Annotated in this window: 21 protein-coding genes; 6 read left to right on the forward strand and 15 right to left on the reverse strand. The window is 65.5% G+C overall.

Translation table 11 applies throughout. The features are described 5' to 3' along the window. The 3 genes from pstA to FG91_RS00545 all read right to left on the reverse strand — a co-directional run bounded on the left by pstA (position 1) and on the right by FG91_RS00545 (position 3,757). Positions 1-1,257 (reverse strand): phosphate ABC transporter permease PstA, encoded by a 1,257-nt coding sequence (gene pstA, locus FG91_RS00535; RefSeq protein WP_037510491.1) that lies wholly within the window; start codon positions 1,255-1,257, stop codon positions 1-3. Further along, positions 1,250-2,626 carry a phosphate ABC transporter permease subunit PstC gene (gene pstC / locus FG91_RS00540; RefSeq protein ID WP_037511021.1) on the reverse strand — a complete coding sequence of 459 codons (1,377 nt, stop codon included), beginning with the start codon at positions 2,624-2,626 and terminating at the stop codon, positions 1,250-1,252. Before pstC ends, pstA begins: the two co-directional genes overlap by 8 nt. Positions 2,627-2,707: 81 nt before the next feature. Then, on the reverse strand, positions 2,708-3,757 hold the full coding sequence (locus FG91_RS00545) for a substrate-binding domain-containing protein (protein ID WP_037510494.1): 1,050 nt from the start codon (positions 3,755-3,757) through the stop codon (positions 2,708-2,710). Between the two features lie 171 nt (positions 3,758-3,928). Here FG91_RS00545 and FG91_RS00550 point away from each other — a divergent pair, with 171 nt between their 5' ends. Together FG91_RS00550 and FG91_RS00555 are read left to right on the forward strand one after the other, a co-directional pair. Continuing rightward, entirely contained in the window at positions 3,929-4,444 is a 516-nt protein-coding gene (locus FG91_RS00550) for a GNAT family N-acetyltransferase (RefSeq protein ID WP_037510498.1), read from the forward strand. After that, entirely contained in the window at positions 4,441-4,749 is a 309-nt protein-coding gene (locus FG91_RS00555; RefSeq protein ID WP_037510503.1) for a putative quinol monooxygenase, read from the forward strand. Before FG91_RS00550 ends, FG91_RS00555 begins: the two co-directional genes overlap by 4 nt. Positions 4,750-4,765: 16 nt before the next feature. Here FG91_RS00555 and FG91_RS21600 read toward each other — a convergent pair whose 3' ends face one another. The 3 genes from FG91_RS21600 to uvrA all read right to left on the reverse strand — a co-directional run bounded on the left by FG91_RS21600 (position 4,766) and on the right by uvrA (position 9,054). Continuing rightward, complete coding sequence (locus FG91_RS21600; RefSeq protein WP_037510506.1) at positions 4,766-5,203, reverse strand: nuclear transport factor 2 family protein; 438 nt, start codon at positions 5,201-5,203, stop codon at positions 4,766-4,768. A gap of 122 nt (positions 5,204-5,325) precedes the next feature. Further along, the gene (locus tag FG91_RS21605) at positions 5,326-6,069 is read right to left on the reverse strand and encodes a hypothetical protein (protein WP_152567949.1); all 744 of its coding nucleotides are present in this window, start codon (positions 6,067-6,069) and stop codon (positions 5,326-5,328) included. Between the two features lie 93 nt (positions 6,070-6,162). Continuing rightward, a complete protein-coding gene (uvrA, locus tag FG91_RS00570) occupies positions 6,163-9,054 on the reverse strand; it encodes an excinuclease ABC subunit UvrA (protein WP_037510509.1) in 2,892 nt (963 codons plus the stop codon). A 244-nt stretch (positions 9,055-9,298) separates the two neighbouring features. Between uvrA and FG91_RS00575 the strand changes: the two genes are divergently transcribed. Next, positions 9,299-11,377 (forward strand): M13 family metallopeptidase, encoded by a 2,079-nt coding sequence (locus FG91_RS00575; protein ID WP_037510512.1) that lies wholly within the window; start codon positions 9,299-9,301, stop codon positions 11,375-11,377. Between the two features lie 16 nt (positions 11,378-11,393). On the opposite strand, the gene FG91_RS00580 is transcribed toward FG91_RS00575, so the two are convergent. Beyond that, entirely contained in the window at positions 11,394-12,890 is a 1,497-nt protein-coding gene (locus FG91_RS00580) for a BCCT family transporter (protein WP_037510514.1), read from the reverse strand. 169 nt (positions 12,891-13,059) lie between these two features. Here FG91_RS00580 and FG91_RS00585 point away from each other — a divergent pair, with 169 nt between their 5' ends. Further along, the gene (locus FG91_RS00585) at positions 13,060-13,461 is read left to right on the forward strand and encodes a hypothetical protein (protein WP_152567950.1); all 402 of its coding nucleotides are present in this window, start codon (positions 13,060-13,062) and stop codon (positions 13,459-13,461) included. Positions 13,462-13,465: 4 nt separating this feature from the next. Here FG91_RS00585 and FG91_RS00590 read toward each other — a convergent pair whose 3' ends face one another. Next, positions 13,466-13,954 (reverse strand): hypothetical protein, encoded by a 489-nt coding sequence (locus FG91_RS00590; protein ID WP_037510517.1) that lies wholly within the window; start codon positions 13,952-13,954, stop codon positions 13,466-13,468. A gap of 243 nt (positions 13,955-14,197) precedes the next feature. Between FG91_RS00590 and FG91_RS00595 the strand changes: the two genes are divergently transcribed. Then, on the forward strand, positions 14,198-14,548 hold the full coding sequence (locus tag FG91_RS00595; RefSeq protein ID WP_052187173.1) for a UrcA family protein: 351 nt from the start codon (positions 14,198-14,200) through the stop codon (positions 14,546-14,548). A 61-nt stretch (positions 14,549-14,609) separates the two neighbouring features. Here FG91_RS00595 and FG91_RS00600 read toward each other — a convergent pair whose 3' ends face one another. From FG91_RS00600 to FG91_RS00620, 5 genes are all read right to left on the reverse strand, one after another. Beyond that, positions 14,610-15,341, reverse strand: a complete 732-nt coding sequence (locus FG91_RS00600) for a LytR/AlgR family response regulator transcription factor (RefSeq protein WP_037510520.1) — start codon at positions 15,339-15,341, stop codon at positions 14,610-14,612. Position 15,342: 1 nt separating this feature from the next. Next, positions 15,343-16,515 (reverse strand): sensor histidine kinase, encoded by a 1,173-nt coding sequence (locus FG91_RS00605; RefSeq protein WP_052187174.1) that lies wholly within the window; start codon positions 16,513-16,515, stop codon positions 15,343-15,345. A 95-nt stretch (positions 16,516-16,610) separates the two neighbouring features. Next, positions 16,611-18,068, reverse strand: a complete 1,458-nt coding sequence (locus tag FG91_RS00610) for an MATE family efflux transporter (RefSeq protein ID WP_235211891.1) — start codon at positions 18,066-18,068, stop codon at positions 16,611-16,613. Continuing rightward, complete coding sequence (locus tag FG91_RS00615; protein ID WP_037510521.1) at positions 18,065-20,746, reverse strand: valine--tRNA ligase; 2,682 nt, start codon at positions 20,744-20,746, stop codon at positions 18,065-18,067. Before FG91_RS00615 ends, FG91_RS00610 begins: the two co-directional genes overlap by 4 nt. 183 nt (positions 20,747-20,929) lie before the next feature. Continuing rightward, a complete protein-coding gene (locus FG91_RS00620) occupies positions 20,930-22,996 on the reverse strand; it encodes a S9 family peptidase (protein WP_037510523.1) in 2,067 nt (688 codons plus the stop codon). A gap of 162 nt (positions 22,997-23,158) precedes the next feature. Here FG91_RS00620 and FG91_RS00625 point away from each other — a divergent pair, with 162 nt between their 5' ends. Then, on the forward strand, positions 23,159-23,920 hold the full coding sequence (locus FG91_RS00625) for an HPP family protein (protein ID WP_037510525.1): 762 nt from the start codon (positions 23,159-23,161) through the stop codon (positions 23,918-23,920). On the opposite strand, the gene FG91_RS00630 is transcribed toward FG91_RS00625, so the two are convergent. Together FG91_RS00630 and ypfJ are read right to left on the reverse strand one after the other, a co-directional pair. After that, entirely contained in the window at positions 23,917-25,200 is a 1,284-nt protein-coding gene (locus FG91_RS00630) for a metal-dependent hydrolase family protein (RefSeq protein WP_037510529.1), read from the reverse strand. The two genes, FG91_RS00625 and FG91_RS00630, sit on opposite strands and share 4 nt — an antisense overlap. Continuing rightward, positions 25,173-26,081, reverse strand: a complete 909-nt coding sequence (ypfJ, locus tag FG91_RS00635; protein ID WP_037510532.1) for a KPN_02809 family neutral zinc metallopeptidase — start codon at positions 26,079-26,081, stop codon at positions 25,173-25,175. Before ypfJ ends, FG91_RS00630 begins: the two co-directional genes overlap by 28 nt. Between the last annotated feature and the right edge of the window lie 37 nt (positions 26,082-26,118).

Consider the following 26,118-nt stretch of genomic DNA (forward strand, 5'->3'; position numbering starts at 1 on the left):
TCACCAGCGTTTTTCGAATTTGTTGCGAAGATAGATCGCAAAGGCGTTCATCGACAGCAGCACGATAAGCAGCACGATGATCGCGGCGGAGGTTTTCTCGACAAAGCCCCGGTCGACTTCGTCCGACCAGAGGAATATCTGCATCGGCAGCACGGTCGAGGGCGAGCAGACGCCGCCCGGAACGTCGCCGATGAAAGCGCGCATGCCGACGAGGAGCAACGGTGCGGTCTCGCCCAGCGCGCGCGCCATGCCGATGATCGTGCCGGTCAGGATGCCCGGCAGCGCGAGCGGCAGGACGTGGTGGAAAACCACCTGCACCGGGCTGGCGCCGACACCCAACGCCGCGTCGCGGATCGACGGCGGCACCGACTTGATCGCGTTGCGGCTGGCGATCACGATCACCGGCATCGTCATCAGCGCGAGCGTCAGTCCGCCGACGAGCGGGCTCGCTTGACACAATCCGAACCAGTTGATGAACACCGCGAGCGCGAGCAGGCCGAAGATGATCGATGGCACCGCGGCGAGGTTGTTGATCGACACTTCGATGAGGTCGGTCCAGCGGTTCTTCGGCGCATATTCTTCGAGATAGAGCGCCGCGAGCACGCCCGTGGGGAAGGCGATGAGGAAGGCGATGAAGATCGTCAGCACCGAGCCCTTCAATGCCCCCCAGATGCCCGCGACCGCGGGGTCGGTGGCGTCGGCGTTCTTGAAGAAGGGCCAGTGGATGCCCGTCGACAGCTTGCCGTCCTTCTCCAGCGCAGCGACCTTCGCGCCGAGTGCGCCCTTCGCGCCTTCCTTGGCGGCGATGTCGACTTCGGACGAAGCGGGCAGTTCAAACACCGTCTTGCCGTTCAGCAATTCGGGATCGTCCTTGATCGCGCTGCGCACTTCCTTCCACGCATTTTCGGAAATCAGCTTCGATCCGTCGGTCCCCAGCGCCTCGTCGGCGGCAAAGGCGACGATGTCGGCGAGCCCCGCGTTTGCGATCACCTGGTCGGCGTCGGCATCGCCGAGCCGCGTCGTGTCGATCGTCAGCGGCATCGCCTTGAAATCGACAGGTACCGCGACATGGGTGTACATAAATCCGCGCGCGCCGTTACCGACCATCACGAAGAGCAGGAAAGCGAGGAAAGCGCCCGAGAGCAGCACCGCGCCCAGCCCAATGAGCTTGAAGCGGCGTTCGGCGGCGTAGCGGCCGGCGATGCGTTTCTGCATCACGGCGCCTTTCCAGTCGGTGGGGGCGGTCTGCCTATTCATAAGCTTCACGATACTTTTTGACGATGCGCAGCGCGACGATGTTGAGCAGCAGCGTAACGATGAACAGGACGAGCCCCAGCGCGAAGGCGGCGAGCGTTTTCGCGCTGTCGAACTCCTGGTCGCCGGTGAGCAGCTTGACGATTTGCGCGGTCACCGTGGTGACGCTGGCAAAGGGGTTGGCGGTCATGTTGGCCGACAGGCCCGCCGCCATCACCACGATCATCGTCTCGCCGATCGCGCGGCTGACCGCGAGCAATATGCCGCCCATCACGCCCGGAAGCGCGGCGGGGATCAGCACCTGGCGGATCGTCTCGTTCGGCGTTGCCCCTAATGCGAGGCTGCCGTCGCGCATCGCCTGCGGCACCGCGTTGATGCTGTCGTCGGCCATCGAGGAGACAAACGGGATGATCATCACGCCCATCACGATGCCCGCGGCAAGCGCGCTTTCGGTCGAAGCGTTCGGAATGCCGAGCATCACCGCGAATTCGCGCAGCGCGGGGGCGACGGTCAGCGCGGCGAAATAACCGTAGACGACCGTCGGCACGCCCGCGAGGATTTCGAGCAAAGGCTTCACCCATTTGCGCACCGTCGGCGCGGCATATTGGGTGAGATAGACCGCGGTCATCATCCCGATCGGGATCGCGACGATCATCGCGATGATCGCACCGATCAGGATCGTGCCCCAGAAGAGCGGGATGCCGCCGAATGTGTCGGGCTGTGGCGCCCCGCTCGTCGGCGCCCATTCGGTGCCGAACAACAGCTCGGTGGGCGAAACGAGGCGGAAGAAGCGGATCGATTCAAAGAGCAGCGAGAGCACGATGCCAAAGGTCGTGAGGATCGCGACGAGCGACGCGAGCAGCAGCACCAGCATCACGATCTTTTCGACCCGTGTCCGCGCACGGAAATCGGGGCGGATGCGCGTGAAGGCGTAAAGCCCGCCCGCGAGCGCCAGTGCGAGCATCGCGGCGATGCCGATCCACGCATATTTGTGGCTCGCGTCGGCGTAAGGCTTCACCAGCGGCGCGGCGGCGGGCAGCCGCACGTCGGCCTGCTTGCCCTCGGCGACGCTGCGCGCGTCGGACAGGATCGCGCCGCGCTCGAACCCGAAGGAGGGCAGCGATTGCGCGGCCTCGGTCGCCAGCACCTGATTGGTGATCAGCGCCGGGGAGACCGACGACCAGACGGCGAGGAACAGCGCCGCGGGGGCGAACAGCCACAGCGCGACATACCAGCCATGATATTGCGGGCGCGAATGCAGCTTTTCGCCCGCACGGCCGGCCAGCAGGTTCGACCGCGCGCGGCCGGCGAGCCAGCCGATCAGCGCGAGACCCGCGATCAAAAGCAAAAGGGCGGCGGCGTTGAAGGTCACGTCGCGATATCCGTCCTGCACAAATCAAAAAAGTCGGTGGCCGGATCGGGCGAACCCGCCCGGCCACCAGCGGGAGGAAACTTACTTCAGCTCGGCGCCGTTCAGCGCGGTCATGCCCTTGCCGTTCGCCGCCGCGGTATCGGCGATCGCCTTCGGCGACACGATCAGGCCCTTGGCGTTGAGGTAACCGCCTTCGCCCGCACCCTTCAGGAACTCGGCGACATATTCGGCGAGGCCGGGGACGACGCCGACATGCGCCTTCTTCACATAGATGAACAGCGGGCGCGAACCGGGATAGCTGCCGTCGGCGATCGCGGCATAGCTGGGCGCTACGCCCTGCACCGGAACCGCCTTGATCTTGTCCTTATTGGCATCAAGATAGCTGAAACCAAAGATGCCGAGGCTCGTCGGGTTCTTGTCGAGCTTCGAGATGATGAGGTTATCATTCTCGCCCTGCTCGACATAATAGGGCGCGCCGCGCAGCGTGGTGCAGGTCGCCTCATGCTTTTCCTTGTCGCTGTCCTTCAGCGCCTTCATCTCCGCATTGGCGTCGCAGCCCTTGCCGAGGATCAGCTCCTTGAACGCGTCATAGGTGCCGCTGGTCGACGGCGGGCCAAAGACCGAGATCGCGACTGCGGGGAGGGCGGGGTTCACGTCCTTCCACGTCTTCGCGGTGTTCGGCTTGCCATAGGGGTTGGCGGCGAGCGCCTTATAGACGTCTTCTTCCGACAGCTTGAAGCCGGGGCCGCGCGAAGCTTCGCCCAGCGCGATGCCGTCGATGCCGACCTGGATTTCGACGATCTCCTTCACGCCGTTCGCGGCGCAGGTGTCGAATTCCTTCTTCTTGATGCGGCGCGACGCGTTCGCGATGTCGGGGGTATCGCCGCCGACGCCCGAGCAGAAACGCTCGAAACCGCCGCCGGTGCCCGTGCTGTCGATCTTGGGGGTCTTGTTGCCCGTCGCTTCGGCGAACTTTTCGCCGACCGCGGTGGCAAAGGGATAGACGGTCGAGGAGCCGACCGCGCTGATATAATCGCGTGCACCGCCGCCCGAAGACGCCTGATCCTGGCACGCGGAAAGCGCCAGCGCGCACGTCGCGGCACCAGCGATAAGGGCGAATTTCTGCAGCATGGGTAATCCTGTTGAGGGGGTCGTTACCGATCCAAGCCACCACCCCCGCGGCGACTCGCTGAGGGCCATTTGGGCGCGTTGTGTGACGTGTATGTGACAGGTGATGTCATATATGTGTCATCGAGAACGGCTCTTCATAGGGCGCTCGACGGGAAAGGGACAGGACGGCATATGCAGGAACGGGGAATTCCAACGATCACAACGCAGCGCACGATCTTGCGCGCGCCCGGTATTGATGATTTTCCCGCATATGCCGCGATGCTCGCCTCGCCACGCGCCCGAGGTATGGGCGGCCCATATTCAATGAAGGAAGCTTGGGGACTATTTTGTCATGATGTAGCGGGATGGGCACTCTTTGGTCATGGCGCGTTGATGATCGACCATTCGGTTACCGGTGAGTGCATCGGACAGGTCGGGATCAACCACGGCCCCCTGTTTGCCGAGAAGGAATTGGGGTGGCTGATCTATGAAGGTTATGAACGGCATGGCTATGCGACGGAGGCGGCGGCTGCCCTGCGAGATTGGGCGGGAGAGATGCTCGGTCTTCGCGATCTGGTGAGCTATGTCGATCCGCAGAACCAGCAGTCGATTGCCGTAGCGGAGCGGCTCGGGGCGTATCTCGACAGGAGCGCACCGCGACTGGATCCGGAAGACCTTGTCTATCGCCATGTTGTGGAGAGATTATGATCCTCATCACCGGCCAGGTCATCATGACCCCAGAGAACGCCACGGGTATGATCGCGCTCGGCGCCGAGCATAGCGCGCGGTCGCGCGGTGAGGCGGGGTGTCTGGCGCATCATTGCCATGTCGATGTCGAGGACGCGATGCGGCTCGTCTTCGTCGAGGAGTGGGAGAGCGTCGACGCGGTCCGCGCCCATTTCGCGGTGCCCGCCTCGGCCTCCTTCGTCGCCGAAATGCGCGCGCTGTCGCCTGAGGAGCCGGTGATCCGGATTTATGCCGCCGAGGATGTCACCGCGAAGCTGATGGCGTAGGCGGTGTGGCCCTGATTTACCGGGCGGCGGTGATCGCGGTGGTCTTGGCGACGACGCGCCATCCGGCGTCGGTGCGATAGAGCAGGAGCTGGTCGACGTACCGGTCGCCGCCGAAATGCAGTTCATAGGTGACCGCACTCATCGACGGCGTCGCGTCGCGGCGGTCGAGGACGCGCCCGGTCGCGGCGGGATCGGGCCGCGCCGCCCAGTCGCCGAGCACCTCGGAAAAGCGCTTGCAGCCGATCGGCGCAGCGCCTTCCTTTGCCAACGTGCAGAATTGCCCGTCGGGCAGGAACAGCGCCTGCAGCCGCTCGACCCGCCCCGTGCGCAGCCCGTCGACATATGCTTCGAGCGCGGCTTCGGGTGAGGACGGCGCTGGTGCCGCTGCCGCGGGCGCGGCCGCCAGCAGCGCCGCGATGAAGGGAAGGGCAAGGCATACAGGATCGATAGGCATCGGATAAAACTCCCGCCGCAAATCATGCACGCAGCTTAGCCGCCTCTGCGCGGTTTCTCCAGCGGGAGTCGCGAAGGGAAGGGTCCCGAAATGTCGTTCGGGACCCCCATCCTTCGGTCCAATCAGTCGGTGGTCGGCGTGCTGCCAGCCGTGGGCGCGGCCGGGGCCGGCGCTTCGGCTGCGGGCGTCACCACCGCGACGCTGGCCGCGGGGGCCAGCTGCGCGGTCGGGATGACCACCGCACCCGCTGGGATCGAATAGGCGAGCGCCTCGTTCGTCCGCGCCATCAGATGCTGGCCATTCGGGATGATCGCCGACCTGCCGGTGACAAAAGCGCCGAACACGCCGACCGCGATCGCCGCGCCGACCGCGGCGCCGGTGTTTCCTTCGCCTTCCTGCCGGTGCATGCCCGCCAGCGGCAGGCGGTGCCCGTTGGGCAGCGTCAGCTCGTTGAAGGTGATTTCCATCTTCGCCGACTTGCCGAACGCGCCCTTGCCGGTGCGCCACGTCACGGTGCCCATGCCGCGCGTGCCCTTCGGGATCACGACGACGCCATTGTGCATCACGTCGAAGACGGTGTGCATCGGCACCGTGTGCCCCTCGCGCAATTTCTTGCTGCTCGCCTCGGCGTCGGGCGTCAGGATCACTTCGGTATAGGACGGCAGCATCAGGCCGGGCGCCCGCGCCGCGACGGCGAGCGCAGGTGCGGCGGCAACGGCCGGAACCGCAGCCGGCGTGGCGGCGGGTTCGGCGACGGCAGCGGGCTCGGCCGTCGCGGCGGGTGCCGCGGCTTCCTGCGCCTGAACCGAAATCGAAAGCATGGTAAAAGAGACCGCAAAAGCGGCCGCGCCCCTCAGGTAATTCATCCATTTTCCCCCAAGCCGCAGAGTGCGGCCGGAAGTTACTTGCAAGGCTGTCAGTGCCTTGTCAATCGGGCCCGTTGCTGTGGGGCGCGCCAATTACTTCAGCAATGGCGCCAGATACTGGCCGGTGAAGCTGCGCTTCTCCTTCACCACTTGCTCGGGCGTGCCCGCGGCGACGATTTCGCCGCCCTTGACCCCGCCTTCGGGGCCGAGGTCGAGGATGTAATCGGCGGTCTTGATGACGTCGAGATTATGCTCGATCACCACGACGCTGTTGCCTTGGTCGACGAGTGCCTGGAGCACTTCGAGGAGCTTGCGGACGTCCTCGAAATGCAGGCCCGTGGTCGGCTCGTCGAGGATGTAGAGCGTCTGTCCGGTCGAGCGGCGCGAGAGTTCCTTCGCGAGCTTGACGCGCTGCGCCTCGCCCCCCGACAGCGTCGTCGCCTGCTGCCCGACCTTGATATAGCCGAGCCCGACGCGCACCAGCATCGCCATCTTCTCGCGGATCGACGGCACCGCCTTGAAGAATTCGGCGGCATCCTCGACCGTCATGTCGAGCACGTCGGCGATGCTGTGGCCCTTGAACTTCACCTCGAGCGTTTCGCGGTTGTAGCGTTTGCCGTGGCACGTCTCGCACGTCACATAGACGTCGGGCAGGAAGTGCATCTCGATCTTGATCAGCCCGTCGCCGGTGCACGTCTCGCAGCGCCCGCCCTTGACGTTGAAGCTGAAGCGCCCCGGCTTGTACCCGCGCGCCTGGCTTTCTGGGAGGCCCGCGAACCAGTCGCGGATGATCGTGAAAGCGCCGGTGTACGTCGCGGGGTTCGATCGCGGGGTGCGGCCGATCGGCGACTGGTCGATGTCGATCACCTTGTCGCAATGCTCCAGCCCTTTCAGGCTGTCGTGCGGCCCCGCGATCATCCGCGCGCCGTTGAGCACGCGCGCCGCGCTGGCATAGAGCGTGTCGATGATCAGGCTCGACTTGCCGCTGCCCGACAGACCGGTGACGCAGGTGAAGGTGCCGAGCGGGATCTTCGCGGTGACATTCTGCAGATTGTTCGCGCGCGCGCCCTTGAGCACGAGGTCGAAGCCGTTGCCCTTGCGGCGATGCTTCGGCACCTCGATCCGCTTCGCACCCGTCAGATAGGCCGCGGTCAGGCTCTTCGTGTTCGCGAGCACTTCGTCGAGCGTCCCCTCGGCGACGATCTCGCCGCCGTGAAGCCCCGCGCCGGGGCCCATGTCGACGACATAGTCGGCGTGGCGGATCGCATCCTCGTCATGCTCGACGACGATGACGGTGTTGCCGAGGTCGCGGAGGCGCTTGAGCGTCGCGAGCAGCCGGTCGTTGTCACGCTGGTGGAGGCCGATGCTCGGCTCGTCGAGCACGTAGAGCACGCCCGACAGGCCGCTGCCGATCTGCGAGGCGAGGCGGATGCGCTGGCTCTCGCCACCCGACAACGTGCCCGATGTGCGGTTGAGGTTGAGGTAATCGAGCCCGACATTGTTGAGGAAGCCGAGCCGCTCGTTGATTTCTTTCAGGATCGCCTTGGCGATCTGGCGCTGCGTGTCGTTCAGCTTCTCGTCGAGCGTGCTGAACCAGCCGAGCGCATCGGCCACCGAGCGCTGCGCCGACATGCTGATATCCTCGCCCGCGATTTTTACCGCGAGCGGTTCGGGGCGGAGGCGCGCGCCGTGGCACGTCTCGCACGGATGCGGCGCCTGATATTTGCTCAGCTCCTCGCGCATCCACGCGCTTTCGGTCTGCAGCAGGCGGCGGTTGAGGTTGCCGATCACGCCCTCGAACGCCTTGTGCGTCGTGTAGCTGCGCTTGCCGTCCTTGAAAGTCAGCTCGACGGGTTTGCCGCCGCTGCCGTAGAGAATGATCAGCTGGACCTCGCCGGGCAAGTCCTGCCAGGGCGTCGTGAGGTCGAAACCATAGGCTTTGCCGAGGCTTTCGAGCACCTGCATATAATAAGGCGAGGGCGGGTTCGATTTCGCCCACGGCACCACGGCGCCCTTTTTCAGGCTGAGCGCATGGTTCGGGACGACGAGATCGGGATCGAACTCCTGCCGCTCGCCCAGCCCGTCGCACGCGGGGCACGCGCCCTGCGGCGCGTTGAAGCTGAACAGCCGCGGCTCGATCTCTGCGATCGTGAAGCCCGAGACGGGGCAGGCGAATTTTTCGGAGAAGATCAGGCGGTTGGCGGGGATGCCTGCGCCCTTCATCGCGCCGCCGGTATCCTCTTCCTCGCGGCCCGGAACCGGGCCGTCGGCGAGGTCGACATAGGCGAGCCCCTCGGCGAGCTTGAGCGCCGTCTCGAAGCTGTCGGCCAGCCGCGTGCCCAGCCCTTCGCGCACCGCGATGCGGTCGACGACGACCTCGATGTCATGCTTGTACTTTTTGTCGAGCGTCGGCGCTTCGCCGATCTCGTAGAACTCGCCGTCGATGCGGACGCGCGTGAAGCCGTCCTTCTGCCACTGCGCGAGTTCTTTCTTATACTCGCCCTTGCGCCCGCGCACGACGGGAGCGAGCAGATAGGCGCGCGTCCCCTCGGGCAGCGCCATCACGCGGTCGACCATGTCGGTCACGGTCTGTGCGCTGATCGGCTCGCCGGTTGTCGGCGAATAGGGAATGCCGACGCGCGCCCACAGCAGGCGCATATAGTCGTAGATCTCGGTCACCGTCGCGACGGTCGAGCGCGGGTTGCGGCTCGTCGTCTTCTGCTCGATGCTGATCGCCGGCGACAGCCCGTCGATATGCTCGACGTCGGGCTTTTGCATCATTTCGAGGAACTGGCGGGCATACGCCGACAGGCTCTCGACATAGCGCCGCTGCCCCTCGGCATAGATGGTGTCGAAGGCGAGCGACGACTTGCCGCTGCCCGACAGGCCGGTGATGACGATCAGCGCGTCGCGCGGCAGATCGACGTCGACGCCCTTGAGATTATGCTCGCGCGCGCCGCGTACGGAAATATGGGTGAGACTCATGGGGGAGGTTTGTTCCAGATTTGTTCTAAGGGCGCAAGTGCGGTTTTGCGCGGTTGCTCGATAGATAGGGCGGCACGAGCCGCACCGCAATGCGAGGCGGGATGTTGTGCCCTTTCCACCAACATCCCAAAGGCTTCGACCAAGCGTCGTATCGCTTGTTGACCGCTTGGCGTCACGGGCGGACAAGTCGGATATGAACCACCGTTTCTGCGGGGCGGTGCGGGGAACATCGGGAGACTGGGGAATGACGAAATTTTTTGGAGGGGCCGCAAGCCTTGCGATTGCCGCCGTTCTGCTTGGCGTACCGGCGCTGGCAAAAGAAGGGACGCCGCGGGCTTCGTTGACGGCGGCCGCCGACGAAGCGGCAGGCAACGCAGAGACCGGGTCACTGAAAGCGCTGACCTTCGGCAAGTGGGGTGTCGACCTCGACGCGCGCGATCCTTCGGTGAAGCCGGGTGATGATTTCGACAAATATGCCAATGGCGGCTGGTTCGCGCGCACCGAAATCCCGTCGGACCAGGCCTCGGCCGGGGTCGATTACGACGTCTATAATCTGACCCAGCGCCAACTCCGCGCGGTCGTGGCAGGAGCGCCGGCGACGAGCCAGGTCGGCGGGCTGTATCAGAGTTTCATGGACGAAGCGCGCGTCGAAACGCTCGCCGCCAAGCCGCTGCTGGCCGACATCGCCGCGGTCGCGGCGATCAAGGACAAGAGCGAGATGGCGCGCTTCATGGGCGGCACGCAGGGCACCTTCGGCTCGACGATCGTCAGCGGCGGTCCCTATGCCGACACCGCCGACCCGACCGTCAACGTGCTGTGGCTGGGGCAGGCGGGGATCGGCCTTCCCGAGCGCGACTATTATCTGAACGACAGCTTCAAGCCGCAGCGCGATGCGTACCGCGCCTATATCGCGCGGACGATGAAGATGGCGGGCAATGCCGAACCCGAAAAGGCGGCCGACGCGATCATGGCGTTCGAGACCGAGATCGCGAAGGTCAGCTGGGCGATCGCCGACCGCCGCGACATCGGCAAGATCAACAATCCGATGTCGGCGGACGAACTGGCGGCGTACGCGCCGGGGCTCGACTGGAAAGCCTGGTTTGCGGGTTCGGGCATCGCGCCGCAGAAGCGCATCATCGTCAATGAGAATAGCGCGATCCGCGACATCGCCGCGCTCTATGCGAAGACGCCGCTCGACACGATCAAGCTGTGGCAGCAGTTCCACGTCGCCGACAATGCGGCGCCCTATCTGTCCAAGGCATTCGTCGACAGCCGCTTCGAATATACCAAGGCGCTGAGCGGGGTGGGCGAATTGCGCCCGCGATGGAAGCGCGGCTTGACGCTCGTCGACGGCAGCCTCGGCGAACTGGTCGGCGAAACCTATTCGAAGCAATATTTCCCTGCGAGCGCGAAGGCGAAGATGGAGGTGCTGGTCACCAACCTGAAGCTCGCGATGGGCGACCGGATCCGCGGCAACAGCTGGATGGCGCCCGCGACCAAGGACGCCGCGTTGGCGAAGCTCGCGAAGATGGACGTGATGGTCGGTTATCCCGATAAATGGCGCGACTATTCGGGGCTGAAGATCGACCCGGCCGACCTCTACGGCAATGTGAAGCGCAGCGCGGCGTTCGAATATGCCTATGCGCTGTCCGACCTCAACAAGCCGGTCGACCGCAAGAAATGGTCGATGAACCCGCAGGAAGTGAACGCCTATAATGGCGGACTCGAGAACAAGATCGTGTTCCCGGCGGGCATCCTGCAGGCGCCTTACTTTAGCGAGAGCGTCGACGATGCGGTCAATTATGGCGCGATCGGCGCGGTGATCGGTCACGAAATCACGCATGGCTTCGACGACCAGGGCCGCAAGATCGACGCCGAGGGCGCGGTGCGCGACTGGTGGACGCCCGAGGATGCGGCGCGCTTCGACGCGCAGGCGAAGGCGTTCGGCGCGCAATATGCGACTTATGAAGCGGCGCCGGGATCGTTCATCAATCCCGAGCTGACGATGGGCGAGAATATCGCCGATCTCGCGGGACTCGAGGTCGCCTATGACGCCTATCAGCGCTCGCTCGGCGGCAAGCCCGCGCCGGTGATCGACGGGCTGACCGGCGACCAGCGATTTTTCCTCGCCTTTGCGCAGGCGTGGCGGACAAAGCAGCGCGAGGATGCGATCAAGCAGCAGGTCGCGAGCGATCCGCACAGCCCGGCGCGCTGGCGTATTATCGGGCCTGTGCGCAACGTCGATGCGTGGTACAAGGCGTTCAGCGTCGCCGCGGGTGCCAAATATTATCTGAAGCCCGAGGAACGCACCAAGATCTGGTAGTCCTGAGACCCCTTTCTCAGGATCGGGCGGGGGCGGCTTCGTGCCGTCCCCGTACCGCCATCGCGGTCAGCGACAAGGCAGCGCCAACAATGACGAACAAGGCGGGGAAGCCGCCGAGCACCGACATCATGCGGATGCCGTCGATGCCGCCGCCTGCGACGAGAACGATCGCGACCAGCCCGACAGTGACGCCCCACACCGCCTGCACCCACAGCGGCGCCTCGGGCGCGTCGGGCGTGATGCCACGGGTCGACAGCGCGCTCATCGCCGAGACATTGGCGTCGGCACCGGCGACATAAGACAGGAAGATCGCGAACAGCACGATCCCGGCTACGACGGGGCCGCCGCCGAGCGCGCTGAACAGCCGGAACAGCACCGGATCGGGGCCTTGCGCGGTCAGGACGGCATAAAGGCTGGCGCCGCTCTGTTGGTCGAACGCGATCGTCGCACCGGCAATGGCTGTCATCCACACCGCACCGAACAGCGATGGCAGGATAAGATTATAGAGGATGAAGGCGCGGACGCTGTACCCCACCGCAAGGCGGCCTAGGAAAAGCGCGGTGACGGGCGCCCAGGCGAACCAGTTCGCCCAGTTGAAGATCGTCCATTGCCGGTGCCAGCCGGTGTCGACGTCGAGGCCAAGGTTGCGCGGGACGAAGGTCTGGAAATAATCGACCACGCCGCGCAGCGACAGAGCGAGCATGTCGGCGGTCGGCCCCGCAATCAGAACAAAGGCGATGATCGCGAAGAACAGCCAGGTGTTGAGCACCGAAAGCCCCGCGATGCCCTTTTGCAACCCCGTCGCGGCGGAAATCAGGAAGCTCGCGACGATCGCTCCTGCAATCGCCCAGCGTAGCGGCGTGCCGCCGTCGAAGCCGCCGATCCCCTCGACCCCGCCCGCCAGCGCGAGCAGACCGGCGCCAAGCGACGCCGCCATGCCCGCGACCAGCGCATAAAGGCAGATGATGTCGATGCCGGTGCCAACCGGACCATGCGCGCGCTGGCCGATCAGCGGAACGAACAGCGACGACAGGCTGAAGGGTTCGCGGCGGTTATAATAGACGAGCGCGAACGCGAGGCCCGCAACGGTGTAGATGGCGTAAGGCGTCAGCGTCCAATGCAGGAACATCGTCGACATGGCGAAGGTCGCCGCGGCATCGCTGCCCGCCTCGAGCCCCAGCATCGCGGGCGGGTCGTTGAGATGGAACAGCGGCTCGGCGGCACCCCAGAAGAGGATGCCGGTGGCGATCGTGGTGCAGAGCGTCACCGCGAACCAGCGCCAGCGCGTCAATATCGGCTTCGCGTCCGCCCCGCCGATGATCCGCCCGCCGAGGGGTGAAACGGCAATGCCCGTCAGAAGGACGAGGAAACCGATCCCGGCCCACGCGAAGAGCGGCGAAAAGTTGCTCAATATCCAGTTATTGATCGCCGTCTCGGCCGCGACGACGGCGGCCCCCTGCCAGAGGCTGAGGATGACGGCGGCAAGAAGCACGGCGAGCGGCGTGAAAAACACCGGGCGATTGAGGGGATGCTTCGGAGATGCTGGCAAATGATCGGCCGATCGGACATGGTCAGAAGGGTCAGCATGACGTTTGCCCCGCTCGAGGTCAATTCGGGGCGGGAACGGCCCATCGGGCTAAGCGTTGGATCGGCAGATATGTGGATTTGAAGGAGAAGCTTCGATGACCAGGAATTTGATGGCGGCCACCGCCGCGCTTGCGCTGCTCGCCTCGGGTCAGGCGGCCGCCTTCCAGACGCCGGCCGATACGGCGGCGACGGCGAAACCGATGAAGGACGGCACCACGGCCGAAGAACGGTCGAACACCGCGCGGCTCAACGCCGAACAGGCCGCGCGCGCCAAGTCTGACAACACGGTCTATGCACAGGAAGTATCCGCGGCGCAGCAGCAGGTCGCGCACGACCAGCAAGTGTTCAGCGAGGAAACCGCCGTTTATGAGGCCGAGAAGGCGCGTGTCGCCGCGATGTCGGCCGAAGAGCGGATGAAATGGGAAGCCGACGCCGCTGCGTGCAAGGCCGGCGACAAGACCCGCTGCGCCGCGCCGGCGACAACGCCGCCGCGCTAAGCCGTCAATATTCGGCGGGCACCGGCGCCGCTGTGATGTCGGGGGGCGAGGCATCGCTCGCCGGCATGTCGGCGCGCGGGTCTTCCCCCGTCGCCGCTGCGGCAGGCTCAGGGTCGGGAAAGCGGCCTCCGTATCGATAATCATCGGCGGCATCGGTGAGGACCGGCGGGTCGACGTCGACCGCCCCCAGCTCGCGAAACGCGTCATCACGCATCATTTCGTCGCGATGCGCCCGCAGCCGTATCGCGACGCCGTAGCTGTCCGCGCAGTCGAGGCAAGGAGCAGCCCCGCTGCCTTGCGGCGCCAGCGAGTCGGGATTGGCGCTGAGGTGCGAATAGGATGCCGGCTCGCCGATTTCGCGGCCCAATCGCGTCCCGGCGGCCATTTCGCCTAGCAAAGCCCCGCCGGTGACGCCGGCGAGCAGGAGCGCCGACCAACGGAACAGGCGCGCGCCCGTGCGGCGACTCGCAGCGAAAGATAATTTCCTCGCCATCGGTCGATTTGGCCATGAACATGCGCCCGATGCAAGTCCGGCGCCATGATATTGCCCTGCGGCCGGCCATTCGTCGACGGATCGACGCACTTCGTCTGTCAATCGAGCGGCTGTCCGCCCCGATCGATCCAAAGGCGATTCTCATGACGTCCAGGGGGTATCACCCCTTTGCGGGATATCGGAAGACGGTCTCCCCGGTCCGCCAACCGGTATCCCGCATCCTTTTGAAGAGAGGACTCCCCCATGGCGAAATTTTCACTCCTGCTGGCAGCGTCGGTCGCGCTGGCCGGCTTTTCGGTTCCGGCCGCCGCCGAAGACGATGGCGAGCGGCACACCGCGGTCGTGCGTTATGACGACCTGAACCTGTCGAGCGCCGACGGCCGCGAGCGGCTGAACACCCGCGTCAAATTTGCCGTCCAGAAAGTGTGCGGCACCCGGCTGCATTACCGGCAGGGCCTTCGCGAACGGGCCGTGGCCAATCGCTGCGAGGATAGCGCGATGGCGGATGCCAACGTAAAGCTGGCCGGCCTGTTCAATGGCGACAGCGCCCGCCTGGCCGATCGCGGCCGGATTGTCGTTGCCGCCGCGCCCTGATTAACCCCACCGTATGTTTGTCCCGAAAGGCGGTCATGCCCCGGCGGCATGGCCGCTTTTTTCAGGCGTGCATGATCGCCTTTACATCGTGGAGATAGGTACGGCCGATGCGGTGGACGCCGCCTTCGCCCAGGTCGACGCTCCACGCGCCGTCGCCATGGTGCTTCAATCCCACGATGCCTTCGCGGCGGATCATTTTCGACCGGTGGATGCGCATGAACTGATCGGGGTTCATGCGCGCTTCCAGCGACTTGATCGTCTGATGGATTAGCCAGCTGCGGCCGCCGACATGCAGGCGCATATAATCGCGCTCGGCTTCGATCAGATCGACCTGTCCGGCATCGATGCGCAGCATCTCGCCGCGGTTCTGGACCCAGAATTCATTGATCCATCGGCTTTTTTGCGCCGGTGCACGCTCGGTCGCGCGCCATTCGCGCACGCGCGACAGGGCACGGGCGAGGCGGTCCGGCGACACGGGCTTGAGCAGATAGTCGACCGCGGCAACGTCGAACGCCGCCACCGCATATCGGTCGAAGGCGGTGACAAAGACGACCGCGGGCGGATTGTCGAGCCCCTCGATCGCGGCGGCAACCTCCAGCCCGTTGAGATCGGGCATCGCGATGTCGCACAGCACGAGATCGGGCGCGAGCGCATCGACCATGCGGAGCGCCGAGGCGCCGTCGCTCGCGGTACCGACGAGCGAGACGCCGTCCTGCTGCCCGGTCAATATCTGCAATCGTTCGATCGCCAGCGGTTCGTCGTCAACGATCAGAGTGCGAAGTGTCTGTAGCATTTCAGCATGCCTCCCGTGCCAGCGGCAACCAGAGCGATACGACAAAGCCGCCGCTGTCCGAAGGACCCCATTCACATCCCGCGGCGGGACCATAGCGGGTCAGCAGGCGTTCGCGGACATTGCCGAGGCCGAGGCCGGTTCCCGAGGCGGGGGCGGGAGCCTTCGGATCGATGTCGTTTTCGATGCGCAGTACCAGCAGGCCATATTCGGCGCTGGCGGTGAGGCGGACCGCGATCTTTCCCTTGCTGGGCGCGACGCCATATTTGATCGCATTCTCGATGATCGGTTGCAGGATCAGCACGGGAACGCAGGCGTTTTCCAGCTCTTTCGGCATGTCGACTTCGACCTGCAGGCGATCGGGGAAGCGGGTCTGCTCGATATCGAGATAGAGGCGCTGGAGCGCGATTTCCTCGTCGAGGCTGACGAGCTGTTCGGGATCGACCGCAAGGCTCGATCGCAGGAAGGACGACAGGTTCATGATCATCGTCTCGGCTTCGCTCTTCGATCCCTTGAGCACGAGGGTCGACAGCGAATTGAGCGTGTTGAACAGGAAGTGCGGATTGACCTGGTAATGCAGCGCGCGGAGCTGCGCGGTCTGCGCCTCCATACGGAAATGATTGGCGCGGCGCTCGAGCGCGCGCATCTCGTTCGCATAGCCGAACGCGACATAGAGCGCGGCCCAGACGGCGAAGAAGAAATACCAGCGGATCGAGCTGTCGAGGATCAGCATCGTTTCCCACGCGACCGAGTATTTCGACTGCATTTCCTCGACGATCTTCGCGCTGTCGGAGACCGGGAACCAATAATAGAAAACCAGCAGATTGACCGTCGCATAGATGATGACGAGCGGAACCGCGGCGCCGAAGGCCGCCGCCAGCCGGGCGCCGAAACTCTGGGGCTGGGCGCGCTGGAGCAGCTGATAGAGGACGAAAGTGCACAGGATACCGGCGACGACGACGATCGCGCGGCGGCCAGCGGACGGCCATTGCTCGGGCACGCCGGTCAACATCGCAAGCACCGATGTGATCAGGAAATAGATCGCCCACATCGCGATGATCGATCCGATCGCGACCCGGGGGTTCACGCGGGCGTCGGAGGCGCGCCAGTCGGGCGCCGCAGCCAACATTTTCGCGCGCTGATCGCGCAGCGCATCCTTGCGGTTCGAGATATTCATTATGCCTGCTTTAGCGCCAAATACCGATCGATGGCTAGCGGGCACCGGGCCGCCAGTCGAAGCCCTGCGCACCTTGGTCGAAAGCCGAAGGCCGGTCAGCCCGCCGGCTGCGGTAGCGCGCGGCGCCAGCCGCCGCGCCGGTAGATCGCCCACGCCATCGCCAGCGACGCGATCGACGAGAGCGGAAAGCTCCACCAGAGGATGTCGCTGCCGATCGCCGGATAACCGAAATAATAGATGCCAAGGCGGATCGGGAACATCGACAGGAACAGGATGACGAGTGGCGGCACGACCGAGCCGTTGGCGCGTAGCGTGCTGATCAGCACGATCGTCGTGCCGAAGGGCAGGAAGGTCCAGGTCGCGATCAACTGGATATTGCGCGACACTTCGATCGCCGGGCTTTCGTTGCCGAGAAAGAGCGCGAGCGCGGCGCGGTCGAAGAGCAGGAGCAGGCCGATCAGGACGCCGGTCATCGCAAGATTGATCGCGATGCCGCTGTTCGTGACGCTCGATACGCGGTCCCAGCGCCCCGCACCGATATTCTGCGCCGCCATCGAACTGACCGCGGCGCCGACCGCGAGCGCGGGCATCTGGATATAGTTCCACAGCTGAAGCGTTGCGCCATAAGCGGCGGCGGTAACGAGTCCCTCGCGGTTGACGAGCCCGACCATGACGAGCCCGGCGCCCGAGATGACGAGCATCTGCGCCCCCATCGGCAGCCCGCGGCCGATGATGAAACGCAGTTCGGACCATTTGGGAAGGAGATAGGACAGTTCATGCCCGCGCAGGCGCAGCACATGGTTCTTCGCATAGAACCAGCCGATCATGCCCGCGAGGCTGATCGTCCCCGCGACGGCGGTGGCCAGCGCGCTGCCCGCAATGCCGAGGCGCGGGAAGGGACCGAGGCCGAGGATCAGCACCGGATTGAAAATGATGTCGAGCACGACCGCGAGGATCATGAAGCGCAGCGGCGTCACCGCGTCGCCGGCGCCGCGCGAGGCCATCATCAGCGTCACGCTGAGCATGCTGGCGGGCACGGCGAGGAAGGTGACGCGCAGATAATCATGCGCGAGCGCAAAGGCCTCGGGCGGGGTTTCGAGCCAGCGCAAGATCTGGTCCGATGCGAACCAGCCGATAATCGCGATCACGACCGCGAAGATCAGCGCGAGGCCGATCACGCCGCCGGTCGCGCGGCGCGCGGCATCGATGTCGCCGCGCCCCATCGACTGGCCGATCAGCACCGTCGCCGCCATGCCGAAGCCGAAGAAGGCGCCGAACATCAGGAACATGATGATGTTCGCATTGGCGGTCGCGGCGAGCGCGCTTTCGCCGAGGAACTGCCCGACCCAGATCGCGTTCACCGACCCCGACAGCGTCTGGAGGACGTTTGAAGCGAGCGTCGGCAGCGCGAAGAGGATCAGCGTCTTGGTGATCGGCCCGTGGGTCAGGTCCATCCGCCCGTCGCGCGCGGTCTGGCGCGGCGGGATCGGCCCTGCGGCGGGGTCGGCCGCCGCGGCGACCGGGGTCGGCGTGACGGGCGCCTCTTCGCTCAACCCAGCCGGGCCAATGCGGCGGTCAGGCGGTCGGCCTCGGCTTCCTTGGCGGCGTGGTCGGCGCGCGCCTTTTCGACCGCTTCGGGCTTGGCGCGCTCGACGAACGATGGGTTGTTCAGGCGGCCGGCGAGGCCGTCGCGTTCCTTCGCCGCGGCGGCGAGCGCCCTGGTCAGCCGGTCACGTTCGGCGGCGATGTCGATGACGCCTTCCAAGGGAACGGTGATCGTCTCGCCCTCGACGACGAGCTGCGCCGATGCACCTGCGGGTGCGGGATCGAAGCTCACGCTCTCGAGGCGCGCGAGGCGGTCGAGCTGCGCCGCGAGCTTATGGGTACGGCCCTTGAGCGACGACGGGAAATGCGCGGTCAGGCGCGCGCCCGGCGGCAGGCCTAGTTCGGCCTTGGCGGTGCGCAGTTCGCTGACTAGCTTGATCAGCCAGTTGATATCGGCACTGGCGTCGGCATCGCTGGAGGCCGTCGGAGCAGGCCATTTCGCGGTGATCAACGGATAGTCCGCACGGTCGCCGAGGCCGGTCCACAGCTCTTCGGTGATGAAGGGCATGAAGGGGTGGAGCATGACGAGGATCTGGTCGAGCACCCAGCCGGCGACGGCCTTGGTCTCCTCGTCGATCGCGCCCTTGATGAGCTCCAGATACCAGTCGCAGAAGCGGTCCCACGCAAAGCTGTAGATCGCGTTCGCGGCCTCGTCGAAGCGGTACGCGGCGAAGGCGGTTTCCATCGCGGCGACGGTCGCGGCGACCTCGCCGATGATCCAGCGGTTGACCGGCAGCGTCGCGGCGGGCGCTTCGAAGCTGGTCGAGGCCGAAATGCCGTTGGCTTCGCAGAAGCGCGCGGCATTCCACAGCTTGGTCGCGAAATTGCGATAACCCGCGAGGCGCGCGTCATCCATCTTGATGTCGCGGCCCTGGCTTTCCATCGCCGACATGAAGAAGCGCAGCGCGTCGGCGCCGTACTGGTCGATCAGCCCGAGCGGATCGACGACATTGCCCTTCGACTTCGACATCTTCGCGCCATCGGGCGCGCGGACGAGGCCGTGGAGGTAGAGCGTCTTCCACGGCACGTCGCCCATGAATTCCATCCCCTGCATCGCCATGCGCGCATCCCAGAAGAAGAGGATGTCGAAGCCGGAGATGAGGACGTCGTTAGGGTAGTGGCGCTTCAGAAGCTCGGTGTTCTCGGGCCAGCCGAGGGTGGCGAAGGGCCACAGGGCGGAGGAGAACCAGGTGTCGAGGACGTCATTATCGCGCGTCAGAGCAACGTCCGCGCCGGCTTCGGCCTGCGCTTCTTCTTCGGTTTCGGCAACGAAGATACGGCCATCCTCGGCATACCATGCCGGAATCCGGTGACCCCACCACAGTTGGCGCGAGACGCACCAGGGCTGGATATTTTCCATCCAGTTGAAGAAGGTCTTTTCCCACGTCTTGGGGACGATGTTGATGCGCCCGTCGCGGACCGCCTGCATCGGCGGCTGCGCGAGCGTTTCGGCGTCGACATACCATTGATCGGTCAGCCAGGGCTCGATCACCACGCCGCCACGATCGCCGAACGGCGTCTGGATCGTGCGCGGCTCGGCGTCATGCTCGGCGCCGTCCTTGTCGACATGCGCGATGAGGAAGCCCGCTTCCTTCATCCGCGTCACGACCAGCTCGCGCGCGCCGTCCTTGCCGTCGCGCTTGAAGCGGTGGAGGCCGAGATATTCTTCCGGGATCAACCCATCGCTTGTCTGGATGACGTTCGCGTCGCCGTCGAGCATGTTGAGCATCTCGGCGGGCTTGAAGCCCGCGCGCTTGCCGACGTCGAAGTCGTTGAAATCATGCCCCGGGGTGATCTTCACCGCGCCCGAACCCAGCTCGGGGTCGGCATGTTCGTCGGGAACGATCTTGAAGCGGCGGCCGGTGATCGGCTGGAGAATATCCTTGCCGATGACGCTCTTGTAGCGCGCATCGTCGGGGTGCACCGCGACCGCCATGTCGGCGAGCATCGTTTCGGGGCGCGTCGTCGCGACCACGATATGGTCGCGCCCGTCGTCGAGCGTCACCCCGTCGGCGAGCGGATATTTGAAGTGCCAGAAGCCGCCTTGGATCTCGTGCGTCTCGACCTCGAGGTCCGAAATCGCGGTCTTGAGCTTCGGGTCCCAGTTCACCAGCCGCTTGTCGCGGTAGATCAGCCCCTTTTTGTGGAGGTCGACGAACACCTTAACCACCGCGGCGGTGAAATGCGGGTCCATCGTGAACTGCTCACGGCTCCAGTCCATCGAGCAGCCGAGGCGGCGGAGCTGGCCGGTGATCTGGCCGCCGCTTTCCGCCTTCCACTGCCAAACCTTGTCGATGAAATCTTCGCGGCTGTAATTGGTGCGCTTGTCCTGCCGCTCTTCCATCTGGCGTTCGACGACCATCTGCGTCGCGATGCCGGCATGGTCCATGCCGACGACCCAGAGGGCATCCTTGCCGCGCAGGCGTTCGTAGCGGACGAGCACGTCCTGCAACGTGTTGTCGAGCGCATGGCCGATGTGGAGCGCGCCGGTGACGTTTGGCGGCGGGTTGACGATCGTGAACGGCGTCGCGTCGGGACGCGCGGGGCGAAACAGCCCGCGGCTTTCCCACTCATGGGCCCATTTCGCCTCGATAGCGGCGGGATCGAACGTTTTTTCCATCGGCATAGCCGGGCGCCTTTGCCAGCCGGGGGGCGAGGCGGCAAGGGGGAACGAACCCGCTCCTCGTCATGCCGGACGCGAAGATCGTCGCCCCCGCGAAGGCGGGGGCCGTTTTCGGCCTTATCCCTCCGCGCTGCGTAGAAACTCCAGCGGCCCCCGCCTTCGCGGGGGCGACGTGGATAGGTTGACCTATTTCTTCAAATGGCTGCCCAGCCAGTTGAACACCGTCTGGTGCCACTGGACGCTGTTCGCGCCCTTCAGCACCCAATGATTCTCGTCGGGAAACACGAGCAGCTCCGACGGGATGTTCCGGCGCTGGAGCGCGGTGAAAGCCGCGAGGCCCTGGCTGTACGGGATGCGGAAATCCTTTTCGCTGGTGATCACCAGCATCGGGGTCTTCCACTTCGTCACATGATTGACGGGGTTCCATTTTTCGGGGTCGGTGCGTTCCCACCACGGCCCGCCATGATCCCATTCGTCGAACCACAATTCTTCGGTCTCGAACGCCATCGCGCGCAGATCGAAGACGCCGTCATGCTGGACGAGGCATTTGAAGCCGTCGGTCCACTGGCCGGCGATCCAGTTCATCATATACCCGCCATAGGAGGCGCCGAGCGCGCAGGCGTTGTTGAGGTCGAGCTGCGCATCCTGCTTGCCCGCGGCGGCGAGGCCGAGCTTCAGGTCTTCGAGCGGCTTGCCGCCCCAATCCTTGTTGATGCTGTCGGTGAAGGCCTGACCGTAACCCGTCGAGCCGTGGAAATCGACGGTGACGACGCCATAGCCCTGCTGTGCGAACACGCGCGGGTTCCAGCGCGTCGACCAGCTGTTGCCGAAGCTCGACTGCGGTCCGCCATGGACGATGAAGGCGACCGGCAGCTTCTGGACCGGGCTGACGGGCTTGACGATCATCCCCCACACCTTGTCGCCGTTCGCGCCGGCGAACTGGACGCGGTCGAGCTCGACCGGATCGAACTCGGCGAGGCGTGCGGCGTTGACCGCGGTGAGCTGCTTCACCTTGCCCTTGGCGTCGCGGACATAAAGATCGGTCGGCGCGAGCGCGCTGTTGCGCGAATAGAGGAGCGCCCCGCCGGGCAGCGGGGTGACATCGCCGATATTGCCGTCGAAGGCTTCGGCCGAGGCTTTCAGCTTCTCGACCTTGCCCGTCGCGGCGTCGACGCGGAACACCGGATGCTCGAGCGTGTCCTGCGCGGTGACATAAAGCGACTTGCCGTCGGGCGCCCAGACGATCGAGCCGACCGAGCGGTCCCAGGCATCGGTGAGCTTCTTCGTCTCGCCGCTTTCGAGGTTCCGCAGCATCAACACCTGCCGGTCGGCCTCATACCCCGGCCGCGCCATCGCGGCATAGGCGAGCCATTTGCCGTCGGGCGAGGGGGTGGGCAGGGTGTCGGTCGCCTGATTGTCCTGCGTCAGGTTCTTCGGCATCATCCGGCTGTCGACAAGCCAGCTATAGATATCGAGATTGGTCGACATCGGCTCGTTCCGGTCGGCCTTGCGCAGCGTGAAGAAGACCGTGCGGCTGTCGGCGCCCCACGCGAGTTCCTCACCGCCGCCGAAGGGCTTCGACGGGCTGTCGCCGATCAGGCCGGCGTCGACCGGGCGCGCGGCGCTCGCCTTGCCGCCTGCGAGGTTGAAGACGAACGGGCGGCTATACGTGCCCGGCGTTTCCCACTGGTCCCAGTGGCGGACGAAGCCCGCGCCATCCTTGTACAGACGGCCGGTGCCCGGGCCGGGAAGCGCGCCCTTGTCCTTGGCGTCGCAGCCGAAGTCTGTGCATTCTTTCGCAATGTCGCCCCACGCGAGCAGCTTCGCGCCGTCGGGCGAAATCTTGAAGCCCGAAACATCGGCCTTCGTATCGGTGACCTGCGTCGCCGCGGCGCCAGCTTTCGGATCGATGCGCCACACCTGATCCTTGCCCGAGGCGTTCGAGAGGAAATAGAGGATGCCGTCCTTGTCGAAGGCGGGGGCAGTCTCATTCTTCCCCGCGGTATCGGCGATCGCGACCGGCTTGGTATCCTTCGCATTACGGTCGACGAGCCACAGGCCGGTCGAACGCCTGTACGTCGCACCCTCGGTCTCGGTCATCTGGAACACGACCCAACGCCCGTCGGGTGAGGCGGTCGGCGCCGCGACGCGCTTCAAGGTCGCAAGGTCGACCTCGGTCATCGGCCGGGCGAAAGCGGGGGTGGAGAGAGCGGCGGCGAGCGCGATCGCGCTGGACAGGATGTGGTTTCGCATGAAAGCGGTTTAGCGATGCGCCGCGCGGGTTCAAGGACGAAGCGACCGCGCTCGCCTCGATTCCCCGCCGCCGCTGAAAATCGGGGCTTGGCGATAATAAATCAAACCTCTCTGGCGCCGCGGCGCCCGATGCGCCATCGGGCCGCCTGCAAGGAGATATCTGTGGCGAAGCCGGATTCGAATCGGATTTTTATACCGCTGCTGGCGGGCGCGAGCCTGCGCGACCGGGTGGTTGCCAGCGTGGGGGCGCTCGTCGGCATCAGCCTCGCCGGCCTGATCTGCGCCGCGATGTTCCCGGCCACGATGCCGTGGATCATCGCACCGATCGGCGCGTCGGCGGTGCTGCTGTTCGCGGTGCCCGCGAGCCCGCTTGCGCAGCCCTGGTCGATCGTCGGCGGCAACGTCATTTCCGGCATTTTCGGCGTGGTCGTGGCACAGGCGATCGGCGAGCCCGCCTTCGCGGCCGCGCTGGCCGTCTCGACCGCCATATTGGTGATGTCGCTCGCGCGCTGCCTGCATCCTCCGGGCGGCGCGGTCGCGCTCAGCGCGGTGCTCGGCTGGCAGAGCTTTTCGGGGCATGTCGCCGATTTCCTCGTGCCCGTGCTCATCAATTCGCTGATCCTCGTGGGTGTCGGCATGTTGTTCCACCGCTTTTCGGGGCACAGCTATCCGCACCGCGCACGGCCCGTCGACGGGAAGGCGGTTCCGCAAGAGCCGGTCGGGCTGTTGATGGACGACATCGACGGGGCGCTTGCCGATCTGGGCGAGACATTCGATATCAGCCGCGAGGATCTCGCGCTGCTGCTTACGCGCGCCGAGGCGCATGCCGCGGAGCGCGTCGCCAAGGCGCAGCTTGCCCTGGCGGGCAGCAAGCTTGCGGCGGAAAAAACGAAAAAGAGGAAGCGCGAAAAGGTCGGTTCCTAACGGACGATCGCGCCGCCCTTCATCACATGGTCGATCTTTTCGAGCACGGTGATGTCGGCGAGCGGATCGGCCTTCACCGCGACGAAATCGGCATAGCGGCCGGGCAAAATCGCGCCGACGTCGCCGCGCCCCATTTCGATTGCGGCGCGCCCTGTGGCGGACTGGATCGCCTGCATCGGCGTCATTCCATATTTGACCATGTTCGCGAATTGCCGGGCGTTGAGCCCGTGTGGATAGACGCCGGCGTCGGTGGCGTAGCCAATGTTGACGCCCAGCTCGACCGCGCGGCGGAAGGCGGTGCGCTGCGCATCGGTCGTTTCGCGGTTCTTGCGCAGATATTCCTCCGGCCAGCCTTCCTTGGTGCCGACCTCGTCGATGTAAGTGCCGTTATAGATGTCCATCGCGAGCCAGGTGCCGTGCTTTTTCGCAAGCCGCAGCGTCGCCTCGTCGGCGAGGCTCGCATGCTCGATACTGTCGACCCCCGCGTTGATCGCGTTCTGGATGCCGATCGCACCATGCGCGTGCGCGGTGACCTTCTTGCCGCGGGCATGCGCGACCTTCACGATCGCGCGCAGCTGGTCGACCGTCAGTTCGGGCGCACCCGGTTCGGTGCCGATCGCGAGCACCGCGCCGGTCGCGATGGTCTTGATGAAGTCGGCGCCATGATCGAGCAGGTACGTCGTCTTCGCCGCGGCTTCCTCGGGCGTCGCCGCGACGCCGAGGCGCATGTCGGGTGGTAGCTCTTCGTTCGGAACCACGCCGTTCAGCTCGCCGCCGCCTTTCGGAATGGTGAGATAGGCGCCCGCGACCCACATGCGCGGTCGCGGCACGTCGCCGCGCTCGATCGCATTGCGCAGCGTCACGTCGGTCAGGCCGCGATAGGTGCCGACGTCGCGCACGCTGGTGAAGCCCGCTTCGAGCGTCACGCGCGAATTGCGCGCGCCGACGAGCGCGGTTTCGGCGGGCGACGCCTTCATCGGCGCGGCAAGGTCGGCGCTCTGGCCGAGGTCGGCGAGGTGGGTGTGAAGGTCGATCAGGCCGGGAAGGACGGTGAAGCCCGACCAGTCGACGATCTTTGCGCCGTCGGGCGCCTTTCCGCACGCGGCGACGGCCTTGATACGCTCGGCCTCGACGGTGATGCACTGGCGGGTACGGACCTCGTTCGTGACGCCGTCGATCAGCCGCCCCGTTTCGATATAAAGCGTTTCGGCCGAAGCGGGCGCCGCGGCGAGCGCCGCCGCCAGCGCTGCGATCAGCCGGCCGTGCCGAACGCGTCGCACTGGCGCGGGTCCCCCGATTGCAGCCCGCGGCGCAGCCAGCTCATGCGCTGCTCGCTGGTGCCATGGGTAAAGCTTTCGGGCACCGGCCGCTGCCCCGCCGAGCGCATCAGCGTGTCGTCGCCGATGGCGTTGGCGGCGCGCATCGCCTCTTCCATATCGCCCGGCTCCATCACCGGCTGGCCGGCGCTGGTCTTCGCGCGGGCGGCCCAGACGCCGGCGTAGCAATCGGCCTGCAACTCCATGCGGACTTGCAGCGCATTGCCCTCGGCCTGCGAGGCGCGCTGTTGCGCGCGGCGGACCTGATCCGAAATGCCGCTGATCGTCTGGATATGATGGCCGACCTCGTGCGCGATCACATAGGCTTGTGCCGCGTCGCCCGCCGCACCGAACTTCTGTTCGAGCTCGCGGAAGAAGCTGGTGTCGAGATAAACGCCCTGATCGGCAGGGCAGTAGAAGGGTCCCATCGCCGATTGGGCGGCGCCGCAGCCCGACCGATTGGATTCGGTGAAGAAATTGAGCGTCGGTTTGCGATAGCCGCTGATCAGCCCCTCCCACACCGTGTGCGTCGACCCGAACACGTTGCAGGCGAAGCGTTCGCTTTGCGTATCGCAGGCGACATTGGCGCCGCCACGGCTGTCCACGGCCGGATCGGCGGTGCCGCCGCCGCCGCTGAGCATATTGGCGCCGGGGCCGAGCAGGAAAAAGGCGGCCGCACCGATCAGCAGGATCGTGCCGCAACCCATCTTGCGCCCCAGCAGCATCGGAAGAAATCCGATGAGAAGCCCGCCGAGACCGCCGCCTCCGCCCCCGCCGAAACCGCCGCCGCTGCCTCGGCCAAGATCGCGAATGTCGTCGCCGGGATCATAGTCGTCGAGGCGCATGGGGCTTCTCCACCGGTAAATGGTCGTCTCGGCGCAA

The sequence above is a fragment of the Sphingopyxis sp. LC81 genome (assembly GCF_000756375.1).
Taxonomy (GTDB): domain Bacteria; phylum Pseudomonadota; class Alphaproteobacteria; order Sphingomonadales; family Sphingomonadaceae; genus Sphingopyxis.

What these genes read in the sequence shown, in the direction of transcription:
- pstA (WP_037510491.1), bottom strand. Translation starts at nt 1,257, where the DNA reads ATGAATAGGCAGACCGCCCCCACCGACTGGAAAGGCGCCGTGATGCAG.
- FG91_RS00545 (WP_037510494.1), bottom strand. Translation starts at nt 3,757, where the DNA reads ATGCTGCAGAAATTCGCCCTTATCGCTGGTGCCGCGACGTGCGCGCTG.
- FG91_RS00550 (WP_037510498.1), top strand. Translation starts at nt 3,929, where the DNA reads ATGCAGGAACGGGGAATTCCAACGATCACAACGCAGCGCACGATCTTG.
- FG91_RS00555 (WP_037510503.1), top strand. Translation starts at nt 4,441, where the DNA reads ATGATCCTCATCACCGGCCAGGTCATCATGACCCCAGAGAACGCCACG.
- FG91_RS21600 (WP_037510506.1), bottom strand. Translation starts at nt 5,203, where the DNA reads ATGCCTATCGATCCTGTATGCCTTGCCCTTCCCTTCATCGCGGCGCTG.
- FG91_RS21605 (WP_152567949.1), bottom strand. Translation starts at nt 6,069, where the DNA reads ATGAATTACCTGAGGGGCGCGGCCGCTTTTGCGGTCTCTTTTACCATG.
- uvrA (WP_037510509.1), bottom strand. Translation starts at nt 9,054, where the DNA reads ATGAGTCTCACCCATATTTCCGTACGCGGCGCGCGCGAGCATAATCTC.
- FG91_RS00575 (WP_037510512.1), top strand. Translation starts at nt 9,299, where the DNA reads ATGACGAAATTTTTTGGAGGGGCCGCAAGCCTTGCGATTGCCGCCGTT.
- FG91_RS00585 (WP_152567950.1), top strand. Translation starts at nt 13,060, where the DNA reads ATGACCAGGAATTTGATGGCGGCCACCGCCGCGCTTGCGCTGCTCGCC.
- FG91_RS00590 (WP_037510517.1), bottom strand. Translation starts at nt 13,954, where the DNA reads ATGGCGAGGAAATTATCTTTCGCTGCGAGTCGCCGCACGGGCGCGCGC.
- FG91_RS00595 (WP_052187173.1), top strand. Translation starts at nt 14,198, where the DNA reads ATGGCGAAATTTTCACTCCTGCTGGCAGCGTCGGTCGCGCTGGCCGGC.
- FG91_RS00600 (WP_037510520.1), bottom strand. Translation starts at nt 15,341, where the DNA reads ATGCTACAGACACTTCGCACTCTGATCGTTGACGACGAACCGCTGGCG.
- FG91_RS00605 (WP_052187174.1), bottom strand. Translation starts at nt 16,515, where the DNA reads ATGAATATCTCGAACCGCAAGGATGCGCTGCGCGATCAGCGCGCGAAA.
- FG91_RS00615 (WP_037510521.1), bottom strand. Translation starts at nt 20,746, where the DNA reads ATGCCGATGGAAAAAACGTTCGATCCCGCCGCTATCGAGGCGAAATGG.
- FG91_RS00620 (WP_037510523.1), bottom strand. Translation starts at nt 22,996, where the DNA reads ATGCGAAACCACATCCTGTCCAGCGCGATCGCGCTCGCCGCCGCTCTC.
- ypfJ (WP_037510532.1), bottom strand. Translation starts at nt 26,081, where the DNA reads ATGCGCCTCGACGACTATGATCCCGGCGACGACATTCGCGATCTTGGC.